The following is a 23,850-nucleotide window of genomic DNA, read 5'->3' on the forward strand; positions in this document are numbered from 1 at the left end:
AAATAGGTGCGCCGGGAAGTCTGGTCGGCATGTGCTCAGTCCTGCCCACCGACCGGAGGTCCCCACCGTGCCCGCGCCCCGCACCCCAAGTCCCCGCAAGGTCCTGGGACGGCTGTCCCTCCCCGAACGGAACTTCGTCGCGGAGGCGTTGCGTGCCGAGACCGTCGGCGGTGTCCTGCTCCTCGTAGCCGCCGTCACCGCGCTGATCTGGGCGAACATCCCGGCGCTGCACGACAGCTACGAGAGCGTCGGCCACTTCCACCTCGGGCCCCATGCCCTCGGGCTGAACCTCTCCGTCGCACACTGGGCCGCCGACGGCCTCCTCGCGGTCTTCTTCTTCGTCGCCGGTATCGAGCTCAAGCGCGAGCTGGTGGCCGGTGACCTCAAGGACCCCAAAGCCGCCGCGCTGCCCGTGGTGGCCGCGCTCTGCGGGATGGCCGTACCGGCGCTCGTCTACACGCTCACCAACCTCACCGGCGGCGGCTCCCTGGGCGGTTGGGCGGTGCCCACCGCCACCGACATCGCGTTCGCGCTCGCCGTGCTCGCCATCATCGGCACCTTCCTGCCGAGCGCGCTGCGCGCCTTCCTGCTCACCCTCGCCGTCGTCGACGACCTGTTCGCCATCCTGATCATCGCGGTGTTCTTCACGAACACCATCGACTTCGCGGCGCTGGGCGGCGCTGTCCTCGGGCTCGTCGTCTTCTGGCTGCTGCTGCGCAAGGGCGTGCGCGGCTGGTACGTCTATGTGCCGCTCGCGCTGGTGATCTGGGCGCTGATGTACAACAGCGGCGTCCACGCCACGATCGCCGGTGTCGCGATGGGCCTGATGCTGCGCTGCACCACGCGCGAGGGCGAGGAGCGCTCCCCCGGCGAGCGGATCGAGCATCTCGTCCGGCCGCTCTCCGCCGGTCTCGCGGTGCCGCTGTTCGCCCTGTTCAGCGCGGGTGTGGCGGTCTCGGGCGGCGCGCTCGCGGATGTGTTCGCCCGGCCGGAGACGCTGGGCGTGGTCCTCGGTCTCGTCGTCGGCAAGACGGTCGGCATCTTCGGCGGGACCTGGCTGACCGTCCGGTTCACCCGGGCCTCGCTCAGCGAGGACGTCGCCTGGGCGGACGTCTTCGCCGTCGCGTCCCTCGCGGGCATAGGCTTCACCGTCTCGCTGCTGATCGGGGAACTAGCCTTCGAGGGCGACGCCGCGCTCACCGACGAGGTCAAGGCCTCCGTCCTGCTGGGCTCGCTGATCGCGGCGACCCTGGCGACGGTCCTGCTGAAACTGCGCAACGCCAAGTACCGGCGGATGTGGGAGGCGGAGGAGCGCGACGACGACCTCGACGGCATCCCTGACGTCTACGAGCAGGACGACCCGGCGTACCACCTGCGGATGGCGGAGATCCTCGACCGCAAGGCCGCCGAGCACCGCCGGATCGCCGCGGAGATCGCCCGGCGGAGCGCCCAGGGGGAGGCCGAAGCGCGCCACGGGCTTGCCGAAGTGGCGGGCGGGGCGGGCGAGGAGGGCGACCGTCCGGCATGATCTGACGGGACGGTACAAAAGAATCCAGAACGAGTGCAGCAGCGGATACACGTAGCAGCAGAAAAGGGAGAACGCGATGAGCGCACCCGACGGCAGCCCGGTCGGCGCCGAACGCAGCATCGGCCAGCTGTTCGCCTCGGCGACGACCGAGTTGTCGGCGCTGGTGCACGACGAGATCGCGCTGGCGAAGGCGCAATTGAAGCAGGACGTCAAGCGTGGCGCGATGAGCGGCGGGGCGTTCTCGGTGGCCGGCGCGGTCCTGGTGTTCTCCCTGCCGATGCTGAACTTCGCGCTGGCGTACGGCATCCGGACCTGGAGCGACTGGAACCTCGCGGTCTGCTTCCTGCTGTCGTTCGCGGCGAACGTGCTCGTCGCGCTCGTGCTGGTGCTGATCGGCGTGCTCTTCGCGAAGAAGGCGCAGAAGGGCAAGGGCCCCCAGAAGGTCGCGGCGTCCATGAAGGAGACCGCGGGCGTCCTGCAGAACGCCAAGCCGCACCCGCGGCCCGAGCTCCCGCAGGATCGGGTCCCGGCGGCCATCGAGGCTGTGGGACGCTCGTCGTCATGACGGACCCCGCCACTCCATCGGCCCAGCCCGCTTCGGTCGTACGGCCGGACACGGTCTTCGGCGTCCAGGTCACCCACCGCGAGGTCGCCGCGAACGGCGCGCGGTTCCACATCGCGGAGCTGGGCGACGGTCCGCTGGTCATGCTCGTCCACGGTTTCCCGCAGTTCTGGTGGACATGGCGGCACCAGCTGGTCGCGCTGGCCGACGCGGGCTTCCGGGCCGTCGCGATGGACCTGCGGGGCGTGGGCGGCAGCGACCGTACGCCCCGCGGCTACGACCCGGCCAACCTCGCCCTCGACATCACCGGCGTGATCCGCTCCCTGGGCGAGCCGGACGCCGCACTGGTCGGCCACGACCTGGGCGGCTATCTGGCGTGGACGGCGGCCGTGATGCGCCCCAAGCTCGTGCGGCGGCTCGCCGTCGCCTCGATGCCGCATCCCCGGCGCTGGCGCTCGGCGATGCTCGCCGACGTGCGGCAGACGACCGCGAGCTCCCACATCTGGGGGTTCCAGCGGCCTTGGATCCCCGAGCGGCAGCTCACCGCCGACGACGGCGAACTGGTGGGCCGACTGATCCGGGAGTGGTCCGGGCCGCGACTGCCGGAGGACGAGACGGTGGAGACGTACCGGCGTGCGATGTGCATCCCGTCCACGGCGCACTGCGCGGTGGAGCCGTACCGCTGGCTGGTGCGCTCGATGGCCCGCCCGGACGGCATCCAGTTCTACCGGCGCATGAAGCGGCCCGTGCGCGTGCCCACGCTCCACTTGCACGGCTCCCTCGATCCGGTGATGCGCACCCGCAGTGCGGCCGGCTCCGGCGAGTACGTCGAAGCGCCGTACCGCTGGCGGCTGTTCGACGGTCTGGGCCACTTCCCGCACGAGGAGGATCCGGTCGCTTTCTCCACGGAACTGGTCAATTGGCTGAAGGATCCCGAACCCGATCGGTGACCACGCCATCGCGCCCGGTATCCGGACCTGAACAGCTGTACTACGAACAGCCAAATGCCCGGCGCATAGGCCAATTGGCGGGCCCGAGGGCGGTTATCGACCTTGGGGCAGGGGCAGACGTCGGGGTATGGGCTGGACGCACGACTACAGTGACGCAGCACGCAACCGCCGCTCGGCCAGTGGCCTGAGCCCCCACCAACGAGGTGCCGACCCGCAACTGCCGGGTTCCGACCTCCGGGTGGGCATTCCGCGCATCCTGCGCCGCCGTGCCCGCTGGGTGTCGGTCCGCCTGCGTCACCCACGAGGCTGACCCGCCCAAGGGCCTGCGGGACCGGTCGGAGGACGCAACAGGCGCTCCGAGAGCGCAATCTTCGCCTCCGAGAGCGCAATCCTCGCCAACCCTCAGAGAGAGCAGCCTTCGCTCAGAGGGCGCAGCTGTCGCTGTCCACTTCCTGGCCCGCGGTACGTCCCGTGTCGATGTCCTGCTGGATCTCGTCCGCGGTGAGGGCGTAGCCGGTGTCGGCGTCGTCGAGGGACTTCGCGAAGACCACGCCGTACACCTTGCCGTCGGTGGTGAGCAGCGGGCCGCCGGAGTTGCCCTGACGGACGGTCGCGTACAGCGAGTACACGTCACGGCGCACGGTGGTGCGGTGGTAGATGTCCGGTCCGTTGGCCGTGATGCGACCGCGTACGCGCGCGGCACGGACGTCGTACGACCCGTTCTCCGGGAACCCGGCGACGATCGCGTCGTCGCTGCTCGTCGCGTCCTTCGTGGTGAACTGCAGTACGGGCGCGTCGAGATCCGGTACGTCAAGGACGGCGATGTCGCGCTTCCAGTCGTACAGCACGATCGTGGCGTCGTACTTGCGGCCCTCGCCGCCAATCTGGACGGTGGGCTCGTCGACGCCGCCCACGACGTGCGCGTTGGTCATGACGCGGCGCTCGCCGAAGACGAAGCCGGTGCCCTCCAGGACCTTGCCGCAGCTCTCCGCGGTGCCCATGACCTTGACGATGGAGCGCTGCGCGCGCCTGGCCACCGGGCTGTTCGCCAGGGCCGGGTCGGGCGGCTGGACATCGGTGATCGGCTCGTTGGAGAACGGGCTGAAGACCTGCGGGAAGCCGTTCTGCGCGAGGACGGAGGAGAAGTCGGCGAACCAGGTGTCGGCCTGGTCGGGCAGCGCCTCGGACACCCCATGGAGCACCTTGGAGCTACGGACCTCCTTGCCCAGCGTGGGCAGGGTGGTGCCGGCGAGCGCGGAACCGATCAGCCAGGCCACCAGCAGCATCGCCACGACGTTGACCAGCGCGCCGCCCGTGGCGTCCAGCGCGCGGGCCGGGGACCAGGTGATGTAGCGGCGCAGCTTGTTGCCGAGGTGCGTGGTGAGGGCCTGGCCGACCGAGGCGCAGACGATCACGACGATGACCGCGACGACGGCAGCCGTGGTGCTCACCTCGGAGTTGTCGGTCAGGGCGTCCCAGATCACGGGCAACAGGTAGACGGCGACCAGGCCACCGCCCAGGAAGCCGATCACTGACAGGATGCCGACGACGAAGCCCTGGCGGTAGCCGACGACCGCAAACCATACGGCCGCGACCAACAACAGGATGTCCAGCACGTTCACCGCTTCGCGCCTCGCCTCATCAATTCACGGTCACCACAGGTCGGCCGGGGGTCTGGCCCGCCGCGAAGCGGCAGCGGGACAGAGCATCCCCCAAGCAGACACAGCACGGTGGACACCCTGTCATGACCGCCAGTCGAGCGGGACCTGCTTCTCGCGGTCCCAGGGGTGCTCCCAGCCCGCGAAGTGCAGCAGACGGTCGATGACGCCGGCCGTGAACCCCCATACAAGGGCGGATTCGACCAGGAATGCAGGGCCGCGGTGGCCGCTGGGGTGCACGGTCGTGGCCCGGTTGTCCGGATTTGTGAGATCCGCCACGGGGACCGTGAAGACGCGGGCCGTCTCGCCGGGGTCGACGACGCCCACCGGGCTCGGCTCGCGCCACCAGCCCAGCACCGGGGTGACGACGAAACCGCTGACCGGGATGTACAGCTTGGGCAGCACACCGAAGAGCTGGACGCCGGACGGGTCGAGGCCGGTCTCCTCCTCGGCCTCGCGCAGCGCGGCGCGCAGCGGCCCGTCACCGTGCGGGTCGCCGTCCTCCGGGTCGAGGGCGCCGCCCGGGAACGAGGGCTGGCCCGCGTGGGAGCGCAGGGAGCTGGCGCGCTCCATGAGCAGCAGCTCGGGGCCTCGCTCGCCGTCGCCGAACAGGATGAGGACGGCGGACTGGCGCCCCGCGCCGTCCGCCGGGGGCAGGAAGCGGCTGAGCTGGAGCGGCTGGACCGTCTCCACCGCGTGCACCACCGGATCGAGCCAGCCCGGCAGGCCCTCCTTGCTGAGCGTCACCGGACCGCCCTGGGTATTGCTCGCACGCGTCATCGCCACACCACCCCCCGTTCTGCCCAGTCCAACGCCCGAGCACCGACAGATCGTTCCGGGGACCGTCTCACGGTCGTTCGTGCACGGTCGACGGGCTGCCCCGCCGCCGTCGGCCCTCCCGTCATCCGGCCCCCAGCGGCGGGGCCGGCCTGCCGCCCGCGTCCAGGTAGGACTGGGGCGGGTTCAGGCGTTGGCCGGGGAAGCCGCCCTTCTCGTACTTCAGGAGCTTCCGCGCCTTCTCCGGGTCCGTCTCGCCCTCGCCGTACGCCGGGCAGAGCGGGGCGATGGGGCAGGCTCCGCAGGCGGGCTTGCGGGCGTGGCAGATGCGGCGGCCGTGGAAGATCACATGGTGCGAGAGCATCGTCCACTCGCTCTTGGGGAAGAGCGCGCCGACGGCGGCCTCGATCTTGTCGGGCTCGGTCTGCTCGGTCCACTTCCAGCGCCGTACGAGCCGCTGGAAGTGCGTGTCCACGGTGATGCCGGGGCGGCCGAACGCGTTCCCCAGGACCACGAAGGCCGTCTTGCGGCCGACGCCGGGCAGCTTGACCAGGTCCTCCAGCCGGCCGGGGACCTCGCCGCCGAACTCCTCCACGAGGGCCTTGGAGAGGCCTATCACCGACTTCGTCTTGGCCCGGAAGAATCCCGTGGGGCGGAGGATCTCCTCGACCTCCTCCGGGTCGGCGGAGGCCAGGTCCTCGGGGGTGGGGTACTTGGCGAATAGGGCGGGGGTCGTCTGATTCACCCGGAGATCGGTGGTCTGGGCGGACAGGACGGTGGCGATCACCAGCTGGAACGGGTTCTCGAAGTCCAGCTCGGGGTGGGCGTACGGATAGACCTCGGCGAGCTCGCGGTTGATGCGGCGGGCTCGGCGCACGAGGGCGGTACGGGACTCGGGCTTCCTGGCCGCCGTCCTCCTGACGACGGCGGCGGCCTCTTTCTCGCTGCCCGCCGTCTTCTCCGTGCCGGCTGCCCTCTCACTGCTCGCCGGCTTCTCCGTTCCGGCCGTCTTCCCGGTGCCGGCCGCTTTTTTCGCAGGCATCTCTTTTGTCACCTTTGCCGTTTTGTCACCACCGCCGGAATCCTGTTCGCCCACAGCGGAAACGCGACGTACAACCACCCGTCCAGCCCCCTTGGCCTGTGCTCTCACCGGCGATTTGGACACCCGGCCAGCCTAAAGCCCGGCACCGACATCCGCCCCGGACCCCGAAGATCAGCCCCCAATTGGACCCCTGCCGCTTACCTCGGGACACGTGTGCGGCATCCTTGTGACAGATCACACTGTTTGGACCGTCCGGCAAAATGGGGAACACGGTCCCCTGGTAAGCGGGGAGCAAGATCCCCTGAGCAGGTCGACAAGGAGAGAACTCGTGGACGACGTCCTGCGGCGCAACCCGCTCTTCGCGGCTCTCGACGACGAGCAGGCCGCAGAACTGCGCGCCTCCATGAGCGAGGTGACCCTGGCCCGTGGCGACTCCCTGTTCCACGAGGGCGACCCGGGCGACCGGCTCTACGTCGTCACCGAGGGCAAGGTCAAGCTCCACCGCACCTCCCCGGACGGCCGGGAGAACATGCTGGCCGTGGTGGGCCCCAGCGAGCTGATCGGCGAGCTGTCGCTCTTCGACCCGGGCCCGCGCACGGCGACGGCCACCGCGCTCACCGAGGTCAAGCTCCTCGGCCTCGGCCACGGCGACCTCCAGCCCTGGCTGAACGCCCGCCCCGAGGTGGCCACCGCGCTGCTGCGCGCCGTCGCCCGGCGCCTGCGCAAGACCAACGACGCCATGTCCGACCTGGTCTTCTCGGACGTCCCCGGCCGGGTGGCCCGCGCCCTGCTGGACCTCTCGCGCCGCTTCGGCGTGCAGTCCGAGGAGGGCATCCACGTCGTCCACGACCTGACGCAGGAGGAGCTGGCGCAGCTCGTCGGCGCCTCGCGCGAGACCGTGAACAAGGCGCTGGCGGACTTCGCCCAGCGCGGGTGGCTCCGCCTGGAGGCGCGCGCCGTCATCCTGCTGGACGTGGAGCGGCTCGCCAAGCGGTCGCGCTAGGCGCCGGCCGCCGGCTGAGCGGTGAGGCAGGTCAGTGTGACCGTCACTGGGGGCTGACGCCCCCAGGCCCCCGCTTCGGCCCTCAAAGAGCCTCGTCCTCAAACGCCGGACGGGCTGATTCACCGTGGCCGACGCTGAAAATGCGCTGCCCACCGCTGCCTTGCCATGCACAGTGGGCCCATGAGCGAAACGGTTCCCCTGCGGGGGCTCGACTCCCAGGGCTACATCGCCCGTGAGGGCTCCCTCGCGCGCGTGCCGCATGCGTTCAGGCCCGTCGTCGCGGCGGCTCGGGAGCGGATCCTGGACGTCTTCGGGGGCCGGCTGCACAGCGCCTACCTCTACGGGTCGATCCCTCGCGGCACCGCGCGCGTGGGCCGCAGCGACCTGGACCTCCTGGTCGTCCTGCGCGAGGAGCCCACCGACGCGGACCGGGCCGACGGCCGGGCGCTCGACGAGTCCCTCGACAAGGAGTTCCCGCAGATCGACGGCGGCGGGACGCTTCTCGTCGGCCACGCGTGCGTGCTGAGCGAGCTGGAACGGCACGACCTGGGCTGGTTCGTGGCCTGCCTGTGCACGCCCCTGCTCGGCGAGGACCTCGCCGAGTACCTCCCCCGCTACCGTCCCGACTCGCTGCTCGCGCGCGAGACCAACGGCGACCTCGCGCTGGTCCTGCCACGCTGGCGTGACCGCGTCTCCGCGGCGGACGACTCCGAGGAGGCCCGGCGGCCTCTCGTCCGGTTCATGTCCCGGCACCTCGTGCGCACCGCGTTCACCCTCGTCATGCCCCGCTGGAACGGCTGGACGAGCGACCTGCACGAAATGGCGGCGGCGTTCGGCGCGTACTACCCCGCGCGCGCGGAGCAGGTGCGGGCGGCGGCCGTCCGCGGCTACGACCCGACGGGGGACGGGGCCGTCCTGCAGTCGTACGTCGACGACCTCGGCCCCTGGCTGGTGCAGGAGTACGCGCGCGTACACGGCGTCAAAGCGCCGCGCCTGTAAGGACGACCCAGGTGTGTCGACCACCTGGGGGAACTAGATGAGGCCGTGCTCGGTCAGGTATTCCAGCTGGGCCCGTACCGACAGCTCCGCCGCCGGCCACAGGGAGCGGTCGACGTCGGCGTACACGTGGGCGACGACCTCGGCGGGGGTGCGGAAGCCGTTCTCGACGGCCGTCTCGACCTGGGCGAGGCGGTGGGCACGGTGGGCGAGGTAGAACTCGACGGCGCCCTGGGCGTCCTCCAGGACGGGCCCGTGGCCCGGGAGGACCGTGTGGACTCCGTCGTCGACCGTGAGGGACCTCAGCCGTCGCAGGGAGTCCAGATAGTCGCCCAGGCGGCCGTCGGGGTGCGCCACGAGGGTCGTGCCGCGGCCAAGGATCGTGTCGCCGGTCAGGACGGCCCGGTCGGCCGGGAGGTGGAAGCAGAGCGAGTCGGCGGTGTGGCCGGGCGTCGCAACGACCCGCAGCTCCAGGCCGCCGACGGTGACCACGACACCGGCGCCCAGGCCCTCCTCGCCCAGCCGCAGCGCCGGGTCCAGGGCCCGTACCTTCGTGCCGGTCAGCGCGGCGAAGCGGACGGCGCCGTCGGCGTGGTCGGGGTGACCGTGGGTCAGCAGGGTCAGGGCGACGCGTTTGCCGGCCTGCTCGGCGGTGTCGACGACCGCGCGCAGGTGGCCGTCGTCCAGGGGGCCCGGGTCGATCACGACAGCCAGCTCGGAGTCGGGCTCGGAGACGATCCAGGTGTTCGTGCCGTCCAGGGTCATCGCGGAGGCGTTCGGCGCCAGAACGTTGACCGCGCGCGGGGTGGCGGGCCCCGTCAGGACCCCGCCTCGCGGCTGGCCGGGGAGGGCGGCTGCGTCGGTCATACGAGGGAGCCTTCCGTCGGGCGGGGCTGTCGGGGGCCCGTCACGTCTGTCACCTCTGTCACGGCTGTCACGTCTGTCACGCGGATCCGCCGCCTGTCGGGTCGACGGGGATGTGCCTGGTGAACTCGTCGTGCCCCGGCCAGGACAGCACGACCTCGCCGCCCTCCAGGCGGGCCTGCGCCAGGACGGGGGTCAGGTCGAGGTCGGGGGCCGCGGCGAGCACCTCGGCGGCCGTGGCGTAGGGGGCGAGCCGGCGCAGGGTCGCGATGGTGGGCGGCATCATCAGCAGCTCGCCCTTGTCGTACGAGGCGGCCGCGTCGGACGGGCGGATCCACACTGTGCGGTCGGCCTCCGTGGAGGCGTTGCGGGTGCGCTGGCCCGCGGGGAGCGCGGCCACGAAGAACCAGGTGTCGTAGCGGCGGTGCTCGAACTCCGGGGTGATCCAGCGCGTCCAGGCGCCGAGGAGGTCGGAGCGCAGGACCAGGCCGCGGCGGTCGAGGAACTCGGCGAAGGACACGTCGCGGGCGGACACCGCGGCCCGGTCGGCCTCCCAGTCGGCTCCCGTGATGTCGCCGACGACGGAGTCGGGGGTCGGCCCGGCGAGCAGGACGCCGGCCTCCTCGTAGGTCTCGCGCACCGCCGCGCAGACGATCGCCTGGGCCGCGGTCTCGTCGACGCCGAGCCGCTCGGCCCACCACGCGCGCGTGGGGCCCGCCCAGCGGACGTGCAGGTCGTCGTCGCGTGGGTCGACGCCGCCGCCGGGATAGGCGTACGCGCCTCCGGCGAAGGCCATGGAGGCGCGTCTGCGCAGCATGTGGACGACGGGGCCACCGCTGTCGGTGTCCTTCAGGAGCATGACGGTGGCCGCGCGCTTCGGGACGACCGGAGTGAGGGCGCCGTCCGCGAGCGCGCGGATGCGTTCCGGCCAGTCCTGGGGAAACCACTGCCCATTCGCCATGGGCGCGAGGCTATCCCGTGGTGAGCGAATGTTCGAGAGGTCCCCGAGGTCAGAGCATGCCTGAGGGACCTCGGCAGGGCGTGCGGAGCGCGCCTAGGGGACGAGCTCGACCTGGATCTCGACCTCCACCGGCGCGTCCAGCGGCAGCACCGCGACGCCCACCGCGCTGCGCGCGTGTACGCCCTTGTCGCCGAGGACCTCGCCCAGCAGCTCGCTCGCGCCGTTGAGGACGGCGGGCTGGCCGGTGAAGTCGGTGGCCGACGCCACGAAGCCGACGACCTTCACCACGCGCGCGATGCGGTCCAGGTCGCCCGCGACCGACTTGACGGCGGCCAGGGCGTTCAGTGCGCAGGTGCGGGCCAGCTCCTTGGCCTCCTCGGGGGTGACCTCGGCGCCGACCTTGCCGGTGACGGGCAGTTTGCCCTCCACCATGGGCAGCTGGCCGGCCGTGTACACGTACGGGCCGGACTGCACGGCGGGCTGGTAGGCCGCGAGGGGCGGCACGACCGCCGGCAGGGTCAGCCCCAGCTCGGCGAGCCTCGCCTCGACCGCGCTCACGCCTTCGCCCGCTTCAGGTACGCGACGAGCTGCTCCGGGTTGTTCGGCCCGGGCACGACCTGGACGAGTTCCCAGCCGTCCTCGCCCCAGGTGTCCAGAATCTGCTTCGTGGCATGGACGAGCAGCGGCACGGTTGCGTATTCCCACTTGGTCATGGGGCCGACTGTATCGGCTGTTGCCCGAGGGGCTGTTCCACGGGCCATGTGGCCGATTGCCGACTGCGTTGTCCACAGCCTCCCGGTTGCCTCGGGCGCCGACTGGTTACGCTCGAAGACGTGAGCAGGCTCCAGGTCGTCAGCGGCAAGGGCGGGACCGGTAAGACGACGGTCGCCGCGGCCCTTGCGCTGGCCCTCGCCACGGCAGGGAAGCGCACGCTTCTCGTCGAGGTGGAGGGCCGGCAGGGCATCGCGCAGCTCTTCGAGACGGAGGCGTTGCCCTATGAGGAACGCAAGATCGCCGTCGCCCCGGGGGGCGGTGAGGTGTACGCCCTCGCCATCGACCCCGAACTGGCCCTACTGGACTACCTCCAGATGTTCTACAAACTGGGGGGCGCCGGACGGGCCCTGAAGAAGCTCGGCGCCATCGACTTCGCCACCACCGTCGCACCCGGCCTGAGGGACGTGCTCCTCACCGGCAAGGCGTGCGAGGCGGTACGGCGCAAGGACAAGAACGGGCGGTTCGTGTACGACTACGTCGTCATGGACGCCCCGCCCACGGGCCGTGTCACGCGCTTCCTGAACGTCAACGACGAGGTCGCCGGGCTGGCCAGGATCGGCCCGATACACAATCAGGCGCAGGCCGTGATGCGGGTGCTGAAGTCGTCGGAGACGGCGGTACACCTGGTGACGCTGCTCGAGGAGATGCCGGTCCAGGAGACCGCCGACGGCATCGCCGAACTGCGGGCGGCGAAGCTGCCGGTGGGGCGGGTCATCGTCAACATGGTGCGGCCCGAGGTGCTGGACGAGGACGGGCTGGAACTCGTCCGGACCGTGACGCGTTCTTCTGTTGCCCGCTCGTTGTCCGCCGCCGGGCTCGGCGGGGCGCGGCGCGGCGGGCACGCCGAGCGGCTGGTGGATCCGCTCCTGAAGCAGGCCGGGGAGTACGCCGAGCGGTACGCGCTGGAGCACGAGCAGCGCGCGGTCCTGGGCGAGCTGGACCTGCCGCTGCATGAACTGCCGTTGCTCGCCGAGGGCCTGGACCTCGCGGGCCTGTACCAGCTCGCCACGGAACTGCGGAAGCAGGGGATCGCATGAGTCCGGACCAGGCTCACGCCCAGGGCAGCAAGGCCCGAGGCACGGCCGACGCCAAGGCCCACGACACGGGAGGCGCCCGGCGCCGCCTCTCCCCCGCGCCCCTGCTCGACCTCGATCCGCTGCTCGACGATCCGGCGACCCGCATCGTGGTCTGCTGCGGCTCGGGCGGCGTCGGCAAGACGACCACGGCGGCGGCGCTGGGGCTCAGGGCGGCCGAGCGCGGCCGCAAGGTGGTGGTCCTCACCATCGACCCGGCGCGCCGGCTCGCGCAGTCCATGGGCATCGACTCGCTCGACAACACCCCGCGCCGCGTCAAGGGCGTCGAGGGGGACGGCGAACTGCACGCGATGATGCTCGACATGAAGCGCACCTTCGACGAGATCGTCGAGGCGCACGCCGATCCGGGGCGGGCCGCCGCGATCCTGGGCAACCCGTTCTACCAGTCGCTGTCGGCGGGCTTCGCGGGCACGCAGGAGTACATGGCGATGGAGAAGCTGGGCCAGCTCCGCGCGCGGGACGAGTGGGATCTGATCGTCGTCGACACCCCGCCCTCGCGTTCGGCGCTGGACTTCCTGGACGCGCCGAAGCGGCTGGGGTCGTTCCTGGACGGCAAGCTGATCCGCGTCCTGCTGGCGCCCGCCAAGGTCGGCGGACGCGCGGGGATGAAGTTCCTGAACGTCGGGATGTCGATGATGACCGGCGCGCTCGGCAAGCTGCTGGGCGGGCAACTGCTGAAGGACGTGCAGACGTTCGTAGCGGCGATGGACTCGATGTTCGGCGGCTTCCGCACCCGCGCGGACGCCACGTACAAGCTTCTCCAGGCGCCCGGTACGGCGTTCCTGGTGGTGGCGGCTCCCGAGCGGGACGCGCTGCGGGAGGCCGCGTACTTCGTGGAGCGACTGGCCGCCGAGGACATGCCGCTGGCCGGTCTGGTGCTCAACCGCGTCCACGGCAGCGGCGCCGCCCAGCTGTCCGCCGAGCGGGCGCTCGCCGCTGCGGAAAATCTTGAAGAGCCCGGCATTGTCGATCAGGACGGCGGGAAAGCTGGACTTCGTAACTCTCCCGACACGTACGGCAGTTCAGAATCTCCAGCACTCGAGTCTCCAGCACCCGATCCGGAGCGCGACACCCCCACAGACGCGGACCGGACCGTGGACGATCTCACCGCGGGCCTGTTGCGGCTGCACGCGGAACGCATGCACCTGCTCTCCCGAGAGCAGCGCACGCGTGACCGCTTCACCGCGCTCCACCCCGAGGTGGCGGTAGCCGAAGTGGCCGCGCTGCCCGGCGACGTGCATGACCTCACGGGGCTGCGGGACATCGGGAACCGGCTCGCGGCCAACCGGCCGGAGCTGCCCGAGGCTGCCGACGCCTGAGCCGAGGGTTCTCCTCAGCTCACCGCCGCGTAGTTCTCGTACATCTGGTCGTCGTCGAGCGGCAGGATGCCCACCCCACGCTCGTACTCCGAACGCGCCGTCTCCAGGAGCCGACGCCAGGAGGTCACCGTCGGCCGCCTGCGCAGCAGTGCGCGGCGCTCGCGCTCCGTCATGCCTCCCCACACGCCGAACTCGACGCGGTTGTCGAGCGCGTCGGCCAGACATTCGGTGCGTACCGGGCATCCGGTGCACACCGCCTTGGCCCTGTTCTGCGCTGCTCCCTGAACGAACAGTTCATCCGGATCGGTAGTGCGGCAGGCAGCCTGCGCACTCCAGTCGGTTACCCAGCCCATACCGGCGCCGTCCTCTCCCGAATCGAGGCTCCCCCACGGCGGCAGCGGCATATTCACCGCCGCCAGTTGAGGACGTTACGGAAGGTGGGCACAGCGCAACACCCCCTTCGGGCCCAATCTTGAATGGCCCGAACGGACTATGGGTAAGCGGCAGATCACCCGGGGGAGTGAGCCTGCGACATACATCACTTTCCCGGTAAAACGGGACAGTTCAGTTGGGTCACAACGGACGCCGGGTGACACTCAAGGCGGATTCGGGCACGCCCCCAACAAAAAAGTTGAGGAACCTCCGGAACGATTCGGGGTCGCCGGACGTATTGATACGTAGCCCTGCTGCTGTGACAGTTGAGAGCAGCTTAGGCCAAGGCATTGACGTGTGTCCGGCGAATGAGAACGTAGGCTGCCCCCATGCCAAAAAAGCGCTCGGGCGGTGGTCTGTCGCCAACGCAGCAGGCCGCCAAGTTCCTCGGTGTCAGTGTGCTCGCGGGAGCGGTGCTGGCCGGTATCGCCCTGCCCGCGTTCGGCGCGCTGGGCCTGGCCGCCAAGGGGTCGGTGGAGTCGTTCGACGAACTCCCGGCCAACCTGAAGACGCCGCCGCTGAGCCAGCGCACCACGATCCTCGACGCCGAGGGCGGTCAGATCGCCACGGTCTACTCCCGTGACCGCACGGTCGTCGACCTGAAGAACATCTCGCCGTACATGCAGAAGGCGATCGTCGCGATCGAGGACTCGCGTTTCTACGAGCACGGCGCGATCGACCTGAAGGGCGTCCTGCGCGCGCTCAACAAGAACGTGCAGAACAGCGGGGTCTCCCAGGGCGCCTCGACGCTCACGCAGCAGCTCGTGAAGAACGTCGCCATCGAAGAGGCGGGCGACGACCCGACGAAGGTCGCACAGGCCACGCAGCAGACCATCGGCCGCAAGATCAAGGAACTGAAGTACGCGATCCAGCTCGAGGAAGAGCTCGGCAAGAAGAAGATCCTCGAGAACTACCTGAACATCACGTTCTTCGGCGAGCAGGCCTACGGCGTGGAAGCCGCCTCCCAGCGCTACTTCTCCACGCACGCCAAGGACCTCACCCTCCCCCAGGCGGCCATGCTGGCCGGCCTCGTCCAGCAGCCGACCGTCTACGACCCGGTCAAGGACGACGTCACCGCCACCAACCGCCGCAACGTCGTGCTGAAGCGCATGGCCGAGGTCGGTGACATCACCGAGGGCGAGGCCGCCAAGGCGCAGCGGGCCCCGCTGGGTCTGAAGGTCAAGCAGCCGAAGAACGGCTGCATCACCGCCGTCCAGGGCGCCAGCTTCTTCTGCAAGTACGTGGAGCGCGTCTTCCTCAGCGACCCGGTCTTCGGCAAGACCAAGGAGGACCGGGCGAAGGTCTGGAACCAGGGCGGTCTGACGATCCGGACGACGCTCGAACCGCAGTCCCAGAAGGCCGTCCAGGACTCGCTCAAGGAGCACGTCTACCAGTCGGACAAGGTCGCCGCGGCCGCCACCCTCGTCGAGCCCGGCACCGGCAAGATCCTCGGCATGGGCCAGTCGAAGCCGTACGGCTACGGCAAGAACGAGACCGAGTACAACTACTCCGTCAACTCCTCCATGGGCGGCTCGAACTACGGCTTCCCGACCGGTTCGACGTTCAAGCCGTTCCTCGCCGCAGCGGCGCTGGAGGAGGGCCGCCCGCCGAACCAGTCGTACCCGGCGCCGTACCAGATGCCGTACCCGGAGACGGTCCAGACGTGCAGCAGCAAGCCCTGGACCAACAAGGACAACGACACGGTGGAGAACGAGAGCGAGTCGGAGAAGGGGCCGTACCAGCTGAAGAAGGCCATGGAGCTGTCGGTCAACACCTACTTCGTGCAGATGCTCGCCGACATCGGCATGTGCCCCGTGGTGAAGATGACCGACAAGCTGGGCGTCGTCCAGGGCAACGGCGACAAGGTCCCCGAGGTCCCCTCGTCCATGACCCTCGGCTCGACCGGCCTCTCCCCCCTCACCATGGCGAGCGCGTACGCCGCCTTCGCCAGCCGGGGCATGTACTGCACCCCGATCGCCATCGAGTCGATCACCCAGACCGTGGGCGGCGCGAAGAAGTCGCTGGAGGTCCCGAAGTCGACCTGCTCGCGCGCGATGGACGAGAAGACCGCGGACACCATCAACACGCTGCTGAGCGGTGTGACCGACTCCGGTACCGGCAAGCAGGCCGGCCTCTCCGGCCGAGCCAACGCCGGTAAGACCGGTACGACGGACTCCCGCAAGAACGCCTGGTTCGTCGGCTACACCCCGAACCTCGCGGGCGCCGTCTGGGTCGGCAGCGCCACCCAGAAGGTCGAGATGACCGACATCACCATCGGCGGCGTCTACCACGCACAGGTCTACGGCGGCGACACCCCCGGCCCGATCTGGCGGGACGCCATGACCAGCGCCCTCGAGGGCAAGGATGCGCCGTCCTTCAACCTCGTCAACATCCCGAACCCCCCGGACAAGAACAAGGGCAACGGGAACAACAACAACGGCGGGGGCAACAACAACGGCGGCACCGGCGGCGACGGTGGCAACAACGACGGCTTCCTCGGCGGCCTGCTCACCAACGGCACCACGAACGCCGGCACGGCGAACGGCGGCGCCGGCACCTACTTCCAGGGCCAGACCAACGGCAACGCAAACGGCGGCGGCGGCAGGCGCAACTGAGCCCACCGCCACCGAAGGCCATCAGCGCCGAGTAAGCACACAGCGAACGGCCCCCGTTTCTCTCGCAGGGAGAGAAACGGGGGCCGTTCGTCTTGCGGGGGCGGCTTCCAGCGCGGGGCCCCCGGTGTGAGGGTGGGGCGGGTCAGCCTGCGAGAAGCTTTTTGACGACGGCGGCTACGCGGCCGCCCTCGGCCAGGCCGGCCACCTTCGGGTTCACGATCTTCATGACGGCGCCCATGGCCCGCGGCCCCTCCGCGCCGGCCGCCTTCGCCTCCTCGACGGCCTGGGCGACGATGGCGTCCAACTCCTCGTCGCTGAGCTGCTTGGGCAGGTACGTGGCGAGAATCTCGCCCTCCGCCTTCTCCCGCTCGGCGCTCTCGGCCCGACCACCCTGCGCGAAGGCGTCGGCCGCCTCCCGGCGCTTCTTCGCCTCCTTGTTGATCACCTTGAGGACTTCGTCGTCGGAGAGCTCGCGCTTCTCCTTGCCCGCGACCTCCTCCTTGGTGATCGCGGCGAGCGTCAGCCGGAGCGTCGAGGAGCGGAGCTCGTCGCGCCCCTTGATCGCGGCGTTGAGGTCTTCCTGCAGCTTCGACTTGAGCGTGGTCATGGGTGTGATTGTCGCAGGTGTGGACAGCCGGGCGCCCGCTCATTTAGCGGGCGGTGCGGCACGGACACCGGAACCGCGGCGCAGCAAGGGCCCTTGCGGGCCAACGCAGTCAAGGGGGCGCTGCGGAAAGAAGCGCCGGCGGCGTCTGACACGATGGACGTATGCGCGCGCGATACGGAGTACCTCTGTCCATTGCGGCGGCCGGCGCCGCCGGCCTGGTGTACGCGGCGGGTTTCGAAGCCCGCTCCTTCCGCCTCCGACGGGTCACGGTCCCCGTCCTGCCCGCCGGAATGCGTCCCCTGCGCGTGTTGCAGGTCTCCGACATCCACATGGTCGGCGGCCAGCGCAAGAAGCAGCGCTGGCTGCGCTCGCTGGCCGGCCTGCGCCCCGACTTCGTGATCAACACGGGCGACAACCTGTCCGACCCGGACAGCATCCCCGAGGTCCTGGACGCCCTCGGCCCCCTGATGGAGTTCCCGGGCGCGTACGTCTTCGGCTCGAACGACTACTACGGCCCGACACCGCGCAATCCCGCCCGCTATCTCCTCGAGAAGGTCCAGGGCCGCCACGGCCTGAACGGCAACGCGCCCGCCGTCGGCGTGATCCACAACCCGTGGGAGGACCTGCGCGACGGCTTCGACGCGGCGGGCTGGCTCAACCTGACGAACACCCGCGGGGTGCTGAAGGTCGAGGGCGCGTCGGTGGAGCTGACGGGCCTGGACGACCCCCACATCAAGCGCGACCGCTACGCACAGGTGGCCGGCGGCCCATCGGCATCCGCCGACTTCTCGATGGGCGTGGTGCACGCGCCCTACCTGCGGGTCCTGGACTCCTACACGGCGGACGACTACCCCCTGATCCTGGCCGGCCACACCCACGGCGGCCAGCTCTGCATCCCCTTCTACGGCGCCCTGGTCACCAACTGCGACCTGGACACGGACCGCGTGAAGGGCCTGTCGACGCACACGGCGGACGGCCGTACGTCCTACCTCCACGTCTCGGCAGGCTGCGGCACCAACCGCTACACCCCGGTGAGGTTCGCATGCCCGCCTGAGGTGACGTTGCTGACACTGGTCGAGAAGGAGTAGCGGGAGAGGGGCCCGGCAGCCGGGGGCCGGAAGTCGGGCAGCCGGGGGCCGGAAGTCGGGGAGCCGGGAGCCGGGAGCCTGAGGGCCGGGGTCCCCCGGACGGACCACCCGCATCGCCCCCTTTGTCCCCCTTGCCTAGCGTGAGGGCATGACCGCGCCGATACCCAGGGACCTCCCGGATCTGCCCGCGATTCCGCGGACCCACGCGCTCCTGCTCTCCTCCGTCCCCGCCGCGGCGGTGGTGCCCCCGGTACGCCGCCGACTGGCCGCCGTCCTCCGCCTGCTGCTGGCCGGCACGGCGGCAGCGGGTGTGACACTCGCCCTCCTGCTCGGCAGCCTACTGCGGGTCCTGAGTCACTTCGCGATCCAGAGCAACATCCTGCTGACCCTGGTCATGCTGCTCTCCGCCCGTCGGGCGTGGACGGCCCGCCGCCCCCTCCCCTCCGCCGTGACCGGCGCCACGCTGCTCTACGTCGTGATCACCGGCCTCGTCTACCACCTGCTCCTGGCGGACGCCGCCGTCCCCTTCTCCCTGACCGGCACGACGACCCCCCTCACCGGTTGGCACATGATCGTCGGGCACGTCCTCCAGACCGTGACACCGCTGGCCGCCGTCCTGGACTGGCTGCTGCTGACCGCCCCGGGCCGAATGCGCCTGCGCCGGGCCGCTACGTGGATGCTCTACCCGGTGGCCTATCTGGTGTTCTCCCTCGCCCGCGCCCAACTGATCCACACCGGCACACCGGGCCGCTACCTCTATCCCTTCCTCGACGTCGAGGCCCACGGCTACAGGCATGCCCTCGCCAACGCTCTCCTCCTCGGCCTCTCCTTCTACGCCCTCGCGGTCCTCCTCGTGGCCCTCGACCACGCCCGCCCCAACCCGATCGGCCACCGCGGCAAAACCGGATTTCGTCTCCAGCCACCAGTGGGCTAAAGTAAACGACGTCGCCGCGACAAGCAGGACAAGCAGCGATATCGGGGTGTAGCGCAGCTTGGCAGCGCGCTTCGTTCGGGACGAAGAGGTCGTGGGTTCAAATCCCGCCACCCCGACACAGGTCAGAGGCCCATTCGCGTGATCGCGAATGGGCCTCTGTCGTGCGTACAGCAGCGGAGTACAGCAACCGCTATGACTCTGGTTGGCCGTCCTTGGCCGCCTGCTCTTCCGCCCGCTTTTGCTGCTTGCGCTTGCCCTTCTTTTCCTTCCCCTCCTTCTTCTGCTTGCTGCCGCCGCCCAGTGCCTTTCCGAGCTTGCGCAGCGCCCGGCGGGTGTCGGCGGAAGGTACGTGGGTGTAGACCTCCATCGTCACTGCGATCTCGGAGTGGCGAAGGATCTGCATCGCGATCCGCGGGTGGACGTCGAGCGCGGCCAGGAGCGAGGCGCAGGTGTGTCGGGTGTCGTGCACGCGGATACGGCGGACGCCGGCGCGCTCACAGCGGCGGTCGAACTCGCGGGTGAAGTTCCTCGGCTCGACCGGGGTGCCGTAACGGGTGGTGAAGACCATGTCCGATTCCGTCCAGAGGTCCTCGGCCCGCTCCTTTGCGGCTTGCTGTTCCTTCTGGCGGAGTCGGAGGGCGGCCAGGCAGATGTCCGGCAGCGGGAGCACCGCCTCCGAGGCCTCCGTCTTGGCCGTGTCGGTGTGCAGGAGACGTCGGCGGACCCGCTGTAGCTGGTGACGGATGTGCAGCTCCCCCGTGTCCAGGTTTACGTCCGACCAGGTGAGGCCGAGCACCTCCCCCTTGCGCAGGCCCAGGACGAGGATCAGCGAGTAGGCGCAGTACAGGTAGTCGCGCCAGAGCTGGGCGTTCTCCAGGAAGCTGCACGCCTCTTCGACCGACCAGGGTTCTGGCCGCTTACGCCGGGCCCGCTGGACTTTGACGAGCTGGGCGACGTTCTTCGAGATGCGCTCCTCAACCATGGCGTTGGTCAGGGCGCTGCGGAGGATCGTCCGGGCGTCGTTGACTGAGCGCTTCGAGAGCGTCTGTCGGCAGCAGTCCCCCTTCGCACAGCAGCGGCGCCGCTCCTCAGGCCGCTTGGCGTCCTTGTCCTGGGCGCAGCACTGGCAGGTGTCGGCGAGCTTGTTGAGCCAGCCGCGCATGTCCTGCACGGTCAGTCGGTCCAGCCGCTTGGAGCCGAGGAGCGGCACGATGTAGAGGCGGACGGTCGTCTCGTAGGTGGCAGCGGTCAGCGGCCGGAGGTTGGGCTCCACGACTTCCTTGAGCCAGTACGCAAGGTACTGCGCCAGGGTCGGCGTGTTGGTCGCGACCGGCCCCTTCTTGGCTTCGTTGTGGAGCTTGAGCCACTTCTCATGGACGTCCTTGCGGGTCGGTCCGTAGACGTACTTCCGTTTGCGGTTGCCCTCCGGGGTGGTCACCCAGGCGTAGGCCGCATAGCCGTTCCGGTAGGGGTAGATCGATCCTTCGCCGTTGCCTCGCTTGCCGCTCACGCGGACCACCTCTCGGATTCGTCGGCGCAGCGGTTCACGTACTCGTCCACCCAGGCCGGGAGGATGCGACGGTTCCGGCCGATCTTGACGGAACGGATCTCGCCGGTGAGGACGAGCATCTTGGTCTTGGAGAGGCTGAAGCCGAGCATCTCGGCGACCTCAGCCGTCGTGTGCCACTTCCGCTGGAGGGTGGCCGGGGTCATCGGGTGGGCTCTCCTTCTGTTCCGGGAGCGGGTTCGAGGGATGCGGCTAGCCAGGCTTCGGCGGAGCTGAGGCCAGTGCCGGCGAAGACCCAGTGAGAAAGGACGAGGGTGGATTCCGCCGGATCTGTCTCGACAGGCGCAGCGACTTGTGCGCGTCGCCAGTCCGCGCGGGCGGTGCGCAGTGCGCCGAGGGTGGTGGAGTAGCGGCGGGACTTGGTGGAGAAGTGGCCGCGGAAGCCGAGCATGTGAGCCCAGGCGCGCAGGCGGAGTTCGGCGAGCTCGGGGCGAGCGCCGAGCGTCCAGGCGGCGCGGATCATGCGCCGGGCGTGGTCTGAGATGCGTGCTTGGGCGAGCTCGGCGAGGAACTTGAGCGGGCGGTCGAGGGTGCCCGTTGCCGTCTCGGCACCTTTGGTGGCGTACTTCGCGATGTACGAGGCGACAGCTCGCTCGGTGAGCTCCTGGCCGTCGTCGAAGTCGGCGGATCGGATCGTACGGACGTCGAGTTGGCGGCCGAAGGCGAAGGTGTGGGGGCGGCCGTCGATGGTCGGGCCGTCGACGCGGGCGGCGGTGGCTGCGGCTTGGATGGCGTCTGTCAGGAGTTCTGCCGTGGCCCAGGTTGGGGGTGCGGTCTCGCCGCCTTCAGGGCCGTCGATGCGGATGACCGCATGGAAGTGGACCGCACCGCGCTTTTGGTACTCGGCGACCTTCGCGAAGGAGACGCGTGCGTGGTCGCGGAAGGTGCGTTGGGTGAGGCCGGCCCGCTTGGCGATCTCGCGGCGGAGGTAGATGGAGAAGCGCCGCCAGAGAGCACCAGCGTGGGCGTTCCAGAGGACGGCTGCTTCGTAGTCGTAGCGGTCCGGGTCGAGGGGGGTGCCCAGTGCGTTGTCGTTCTCGGCGTGGCGGGTGCCGCAGCGGCAGGGGCGTCCGTCGGTGCGGCGGTTGTGGACCGGGCCGAAGCCGGGAGCGGTGAAGGTTGCGAAGACGCGCGGGTGTGTGGCGACCTGGTCCGAGGTGCCTTTGCCGCCGCGCAGTCCGGCCGTGATCAGGTGGTAGGTGTCGCGGCGGTACGTCTCGGCGCAGGCCGAGCAGCGCGTTGCGCGGCGGTTGTTGCAGCGGACGAGGAGTTGGCCGGCCGGGAGGGCCGACGAGTCGAGGTGGTGCAGGGTGCGGCCGATTTCGCCGGATGCCGTGTCGACGGCGTATTCGGTGCGGTGGCCGTCGAGGCGGACAGGGTGGGTGCAGCCGCCCAGGCCGGAGAGTTGGCGGGCCAGTTCGGGCATGGTGCCGAGGGAGGCCAGCATGGAGAGTTCCGCCAGCGGGGGCGGAGTCTGCCGGGTGATGATGGGTATTCCTTTCGGCTGTTTCTGCGGTTGGGAGGGACGGCCCCGGGGCGGCGGGATGCTTGGCGGCGTTTGCCGCCCCGGCGGCCGGTCAGCGCCTGTTGGCGTTGTTGAGGAGCGAGCGCAGGACCACGGCGGCGATGGCCACGGAGATGGCCGTGACGGCGACGGCCGCCAGGAGCGCAGTGAGGACGACACCGCCGGCCAGGACGGCGGCGACCGGGCCCGCGTAGGGGCTGAGCGAGCGTCCGGTCGTGGGCGCCGGGTTGTGGTGGTGCTGAGGGATCAGGGTCGAGGGCGGAGTGGGGACGTCGGGCAGCTTGGGGCGGAACATGGCGGAGCTCCTTTCAGCGGTTGTCGCCGTTGACGACGCCGACCCCGGAGCGGGTGCCGGACTCGATGGCGGGGGCAAGGAAGGTATGGGAGAGCCAGAAGCCGAACAGGGCGATCACGACGGCGACCCACATGCGGACGCCGAGGAACTTGATCGCTCCCCAGGCGATGACGCCCAGGACGAAGACGAGCGGGAGCGAGACGGTCACTGGATCTCCTCAGCGGACGCGGCAGCGATGGGTGCGGGCGGCGAGTTCGGCGGCGGCGCGGGTGTCGTAGTCGTTGGAGAAGTCGCAGCGCGGGGCGGTGCAGACGGCGGTGTGCTTCTCGCGGCCGCGGCCGTCGTAGGCGGTGCCGACCTGAACGGGACCGATTCGGACGACGTTGCGGAAGCGACGGTTGGCGGGCATCAGGGCAGCTCCTTCGGGTCGTTGTGGTTCTCGCCGGTGAAGTCGGCGACGTGGTCGGCGAGCCAGCGCAAGATCTCGTCGCCCTCGTAGGTGTCGGCGGTGAGAATCACCGGTTCGGCAATGAGCACGGCTTCGGTGAGGCGGTTCTGACGTGTCAGCTCGGCGGCACGCTTGAGCGCGCGGAGCGTGGACGGACGCAAGGTGGAAAGTCCTCCGGGATCAGGCGAGTTGGGCGGCGATGACTTCGGCGAGCGGGAGCGGGACGCCGAGGCGGGTGCGAAGGGTCGGGGTGTCGATGTCCGTCCCGGTCCGGGTCCGGTGGTCGTCGGCGACCTTGCGGGCGAGGGCTACGAGCGCGGGCGGGACAGGGGCGGCGGCGGGCTGTGCAGCCGGTTGTGGGTCGGCGGCGGGCAGTTCGGGGGCGGCTGACGTGACGGGCGGCGCGGGTGTCTCGTCCTGCTCCGGTTCCAGCACCTGGTCGCGGTCCGGGGTGTCGTGGGCGAGGAGGGTTCCGCCGAGGAAGGCGACGGCGGGCCATCCGGCGACGAGGATGCGCAGCCGGGCCGGGACGTCGTCGAGGTCGAGCAGGCCGGCCGTGGCGACGTTCGCGCCCAGCGACGCGATCAGGGCGACGAGGAACCAGCACCAGCCAGCGGCTTTCGCCATACCGGAGCGCAGCCGTCGCCAGGCCGCGACGAGGAGCAGGTCAACGCTGATCGGGTAGGCCCAGGCTTTCCAGCCGTCCTGTCCGGCCGCCGCAGCGAGGTCGTGCAGGTGGGCGAAGGAGAGCGCGGCGGCGATGGCCGCTTGGATCAGGACGGGATCGATGCGGATGCGGTGGGTGCGCATC

The 23,850-nt window shown here is 70.2% G+C and carries 28 protein-coding genes and 1 tRNA gene; 12 read left to right on the plus strand and 17 right to left on the minus strand.

The annotated features are described in order from the left end of the window. Positions 1-67 precede the first annotated feature (67 nt). The 4 genes from nhaA to B5557_RS45230 all read left to right on the plus strand — a co-directional run bounded on the left by nhaA (position 68) and on the right by B5557_RS45230 (position 3,350). Entirely contained in the window at positions 68-1,528 is a 1,461-nt protein-coding gene (gene nhaA / locus B5557_RS20160; RefSeq protein ID WP_079660786.1) for a Na+/H+ antiporter NhaA, read from the plus strand. A gap of 76 nt (positions 1,529-1,604) precedes the next feature. After that, on the plus strand, positions 1,605-2,093 hold the full coding sequence (locus B5557_RS20165) for a phage holin family protein (RefSeq protein WP_079660787.1): 489 nt from the start codon (positions 1,605-1,607) through the stop codon (positions 2,091-2,093). Continuing rightward, on the plus strand, positions 2,090-3,040 hold the full coding sequence (locus B5557_RS20170) for an alpha/beta fold hydrolase (RefSeq protein ID WP_079660788.1): 951 nt from the start codon (positions 2,090-2,092) through the stop codon (positions 3,038-3,040). The genes B5557_RS20165 and B5557_RS20170 overlap by 4 nt, the downstream gene beginning before the upstream one ends. A gap of 127 nt (positions 3,041-3,167) precedes the next feature. Then, entirely contained in the window at positions 3,168-3,350 is a 183-nt protein-coding gene (locus tag B5557_RS45230; RefSeq protein ID WP_078890568.1) for a hypothetical protein, read from the plus strand. A 112-nt stretch (positions 3,351-3,462) separates the two neighbouring features. On the opposite strand, the gene B5557_RS20180 is transcribed toward B5557_RS45230, so the two are convergent. From B5557_RS20180 to nth, 3 genes are all read right to left on the minus strand, one after another. After that, the gene (locus B5557_RS20180; RefSeq protein ID WP_079660789.1) at positions 3,463-4,662 is read right to left on the minus strand and encodes a MarP family serine protease; all 1,200 of its coding nucleotides are present in this window, start codon (positions 4,660-4,662) and stop codon (positions 3,463-3,465) included. A 120-nt stretch (positions 4,663-4,782) separates the two neighbouring features. Further along, positions 4,783-5,478 carry an NUDIX hydrolase gene (locus tag B5557_RS20185; protein ID WP_079660790.1) on the minus strand — a complete coding sequence of 232 codons (696 nt, stop codon included), beginning with the start codon at positions 5,476-5,478 and terminating at the stop codon, positions 4,783-4,785. A gap of 121 nt (positions 5,479-5,599) precedes the next feature. Then, positions 5,600-6,517 carry an endonuclease III gene (gene nth / locus B5557_RS20190; protein WP_079660791.1) on the minus strand — a complete coding sequence of 306 codons (918 nt, stop codon included), beginning with the start codon at positions 6,515-6,517 and terminating at the stop codon, positions 5,600-5,602. A 328-nt stretch (positions 6,518-6,845) separates the two neighbouring features. On the opposite strand from nth, the gene B5557_RS20195 reads away from it, so the two are divergent. Then, complete coding sequence (locus tag B5557_RS20195; protein ID WP_020129286.1) at positions 6,846-7,520, plus strand: Crp/Fnr family transcriptional regulator; 675 nt, start codon at positions 6,846-6,848, stop codon at positions 7,518-7,520. A 180-nt stretch (positions 7,521-7,700) separates the two neighbouring features. Beyond that, on the plus strand, positions 7,701-8,519 hold the full coding sequence (locus B5557_RS20200; RefSeq protein WP_079660792.1) for a nucleotidyltransferase domain-containing protein: 819 nt from the start codon (positions 7,701-7,703) through the stop codon (positions 8,517-8,519). A 33-nt stretch (positions 8,520-8,552) separates the two neighbouring features. On the opposite strand, the gene B5557_RS20205 is transcribed toward B5557_RS20200, so the two are convergent. The 4 genes from B5557_RS20205 to B5557_RS42980 all read right to left on the minus strand — a co-directional run bounded on the left by B5557_RS20205 (position 8,553) and on the right by B5557_RS42980 (position 11,054). Beyond that, on the minus strand, positions 8,553-9,383 hold the full coding sequence (locus tag B5557_RS20205; protein WP_079660793.1) for an MBL fold metallo-hydrolase: 831 nt from the start codon (positions 9,381-9,383) through the stop codon (positions 8,553-8,555). A gap of 76 nt (positions 9,384-9,459) precedes the next feature. Further along, positions 9,460-10,341, minus strand: coding sequence for an NUDIX hydrolase (locus B5557_RS20210; RefSeq protein ID WP_079660794.1), 882 nt, complete (start codon positions 10,339-10,341; stop codon positions 9,460-9,462). Positions 10,342-10,434: 93 nt separating this feature from the next. Further along, on the minus strand, positions 10,435-10,899 hold the full coding sequence (locus tag B5557_RS20215; protein ID WP_079660795.1) for a RidA family protein: 465 nt from the start codon (positions 10,897-10,899) through the stop codon (positions 10,435-10,437). Next, on the minus strand, positions 10,896-11,054 hold the full coding sequence (locus B5557_RS42980) for a DUF4177 domain-containing protein (protein ID WP_020129281.1): 159 nt from the start codon (positions 11,052-11,054) through the stop codon (positions 10,896-10,898). Before B5557_RS42980 ends, B5557_RS20215 begins: the two co-directional genes overlap by 4 nt. A 120-nt stretch (positions 11,055-11,174) precedes the next feature. Here B5557_RS42980 and B5557_RS20220 point away from each other — a divergent pair, with 120 nt between their 5' ends. Both B5557_RS20220 and B5557_RS20225 read left to right on the plus strand, forming a co-directional pair. Further along, a complete protein-coding gene (locus tag B5557_RS20220) occupies positions 11,175-12,152 on the plus strand; it encodes an ArsA-related P-loop ATPase (RefSeq protein WP_079660796.1) in 978 nt (325 codons plus the stop codon). Next, the gene (locus B5557_RS20225; protein WP_079660797.1) at positions 12,149-13,528 is read left to right on the plus strand and encodes an ArsA family ATPase; all 1,380 of its coding nucleotides are present in this window, start codon (positions 12,149-12,151) and stop codon (positions 13,526-13,528) included. The genes B5557_RS20220 and B5557_RS20225 overlap by 4 nt, the downstream gene beginning before the upstream one ends. A 14-nt stretch (positions 13,529-13,542) precedes the next feature. Here B5557_RS20225 and wblA read toward each other — a convergent pair whose 3' ends face one another. Continuing rightward, positions 13,543-13,881 (minus strand): transcriptional regulator WblA, encoded by a 339-nt coding sequence (gene wblA, locus B5557_RS20230; protein ID WP_173877846.1) that lies wholly within the window; start codon positions 13,879-13,881, stop codon positions 13,543-13,545. A 408-nt stretch (positions 13,882-14,289) separates the two neighbouring features. On the opposite strand from wblA, the gene B5557_RS20240 reads away from it, so the two are divergent. Then, on the plus strand, positions 14,290-16,575 hold the full coding sequence (locus B5557_RS20240; RefSeq protein ID WP_079660799.1) for a transglycosylase domain-containing protein: 2,286 nt from the start codon (positions 14,290-14,292) through the stop codon (positions 16,573-16,575). A gap of 142 nt (positions 16,576-16,717) precedes the next feature. Here the strand turns inward: B5557_RS20240 and B5557_RS20245 are convergent, their stop codons facing one another. Further along, positions 16,718-17,182 (minus strand): GatB/YqeY domain-containing protein, encoded by a 465-nt coding sequence (locus B5557_RS20245; RefSeq protein WP_079660800.1) that lies wholly within the window; start codon positions 17,180-17,182, stop codon positions 16,718-16,720. A gap of 161 nt (positions 17,183-17,343) precedes the next feature. On the opposite strand from B5557_RS20245, the gene B5557_RS20250 reads away from it, so the two are divergent. The 3 genes from B5557_RS20250 to B5557_RS20260 all read left to right on the plus strand — a co-directional run bounded on the left by B5557_RS20250 (position 17,344) and on the right by B5557_RS20260 (position 19,320). After that, the gene (locus B5557_RS20250; protein WP_079660801.1) at positions 17,344-18,270 is read left to right on the plus strand and encodes a metallophosphoesterase; all 927 of its coding nucleotides are present in this window, start codon (positions 17,344-17,346) and stop codon (positions 18,268-18,270) included. Between the two features lie 148 nt (positions 18,271-18,418). Next, a complete protein-coding gene (locus tag B5557_RS20255; protein ID WP_079660802.1) occupies positions 18,419-19,204 on the plus strand; it encodes a Pr6Pr family membrane protein in 786 nt (261 codons plus the stop codon). Positions 19,205-19,246: 42 nt separating this feature from the next. Further along, a tRNA-Pro gene (locus B5557_RS20260) sits at positions 19,247-19,320 on the plus strand. Between the two features lie 74 nt (positions 19,321-19,394). Here the strand turns inward: B5557_RS20260 and B5557_RS20265 are convergent. From B5557_RS20265 to B5557_RS20300, 8 genes are all read right to left on the minus strand, one after another. After that, positions 19,395-20,723, minus strand: coding sequence for a site-specific integrase (locus B5557_RS20265; protein WP_197697308.1), 1,329 nt, complete (start codon positions 20,721-20,723; stop codon positions 19,395-19,397). Beyond that, positions 20,711-20,917 (minus strand): excisionase family DNA-binding protein, encoded by a 207-nt coding sequence (locus B5557_RS20270; protein ID WP_079660803.1) that lies wholly within the window; start codon positions 20,915-20,917, stop codon positions 20,711-20,713. The genes B5557_RS20265 and B5557_RS20270 overlap by 13 nt, the downstream gene beginning before the upstream one ends. Beyond that, complete coding sequence (locus B5557_RS20275; RefSeq protein ID WP_079660804.1) at positions 20,914-22,218, minus strand: replication initiator; 1,305 nt, start codon at positions 22,216-22,218, stop codon at positions 20,914-20,916. Before B5557_RS20275 ends, B5557_RS20270 begins: the two co-directional genes overlap by 4 nt. 130 nt (positions 22,219-22,348) lie before the next feature. Next, positions 22,349-22,591, minus strand: coding sequence for a SpdD protein (locus B5557_RS20280; protein ID WP_079660805.1), 243 nt, complete (start codon positions 22,589-22,591; stop codon positions 22,349-22,351). A gap of 13 nt (positions 22,592-22,604) precedes the next feature. Continuing rightward, a complete protein-coding gene (locus tag B5557_RS20285; RefSeq protein WP_079660806.1) occupies positions 22,605-22,799 on the minus strand; it encodes a hypothetical protein in 195 nt (64 codons plus the stop codon). Between the two features lie 9 nt (positions 22,800-22,808). Further along, positions 22,809-23,000 (minus strand): mobile element transfer protein, encoded by a 192-nt coding sequence (locus tag B5557_RS20290; protein ID WP_079660807.1) that lies wholly within the window; start codon positions 22,998-23,000, stop codon positions 22,809-22,811. Then, positions 23,000-23,200 (minus strand): hypothetical protein, encoded by a 201-nt coding sequence (locus tag B5557_RS20295; RefSeq protein ID WP_079660808.1) that lies wholly within the window; start codon positions 23,198-23,200, stop codon positions 23,000-23,002. The genes B5557_RS20290 and B5557_RS20295 overlap by 1 nt, the downstream gene beginning before the upstream one ends. Positions 23,201-23,219: 19 nt before the next feature. Beyond that, positions 23,220-23,849, minus strand: a complete 630-nt coding sequence (locus B5557_RS20300; protein ID WP_079660809.1) for a DUF2637 domain-containing protein — start codon at positions 23,847-23,849, stop codon at positions 23,220-23,222. Position 23,850: the final 1 nt, after the last annotated feature.

The sequence above is a fragment of the Streptomyces sp. 3214.6 genome (genome assembly GCF_900129855.1).
Classification (GTDB): domain Bacteria; phylum Actinomycetota; class Actinomycetes; order Streptomycetales; family Streptomycetaceae; genus Streptomyces; species Streptomyces soliscabiei.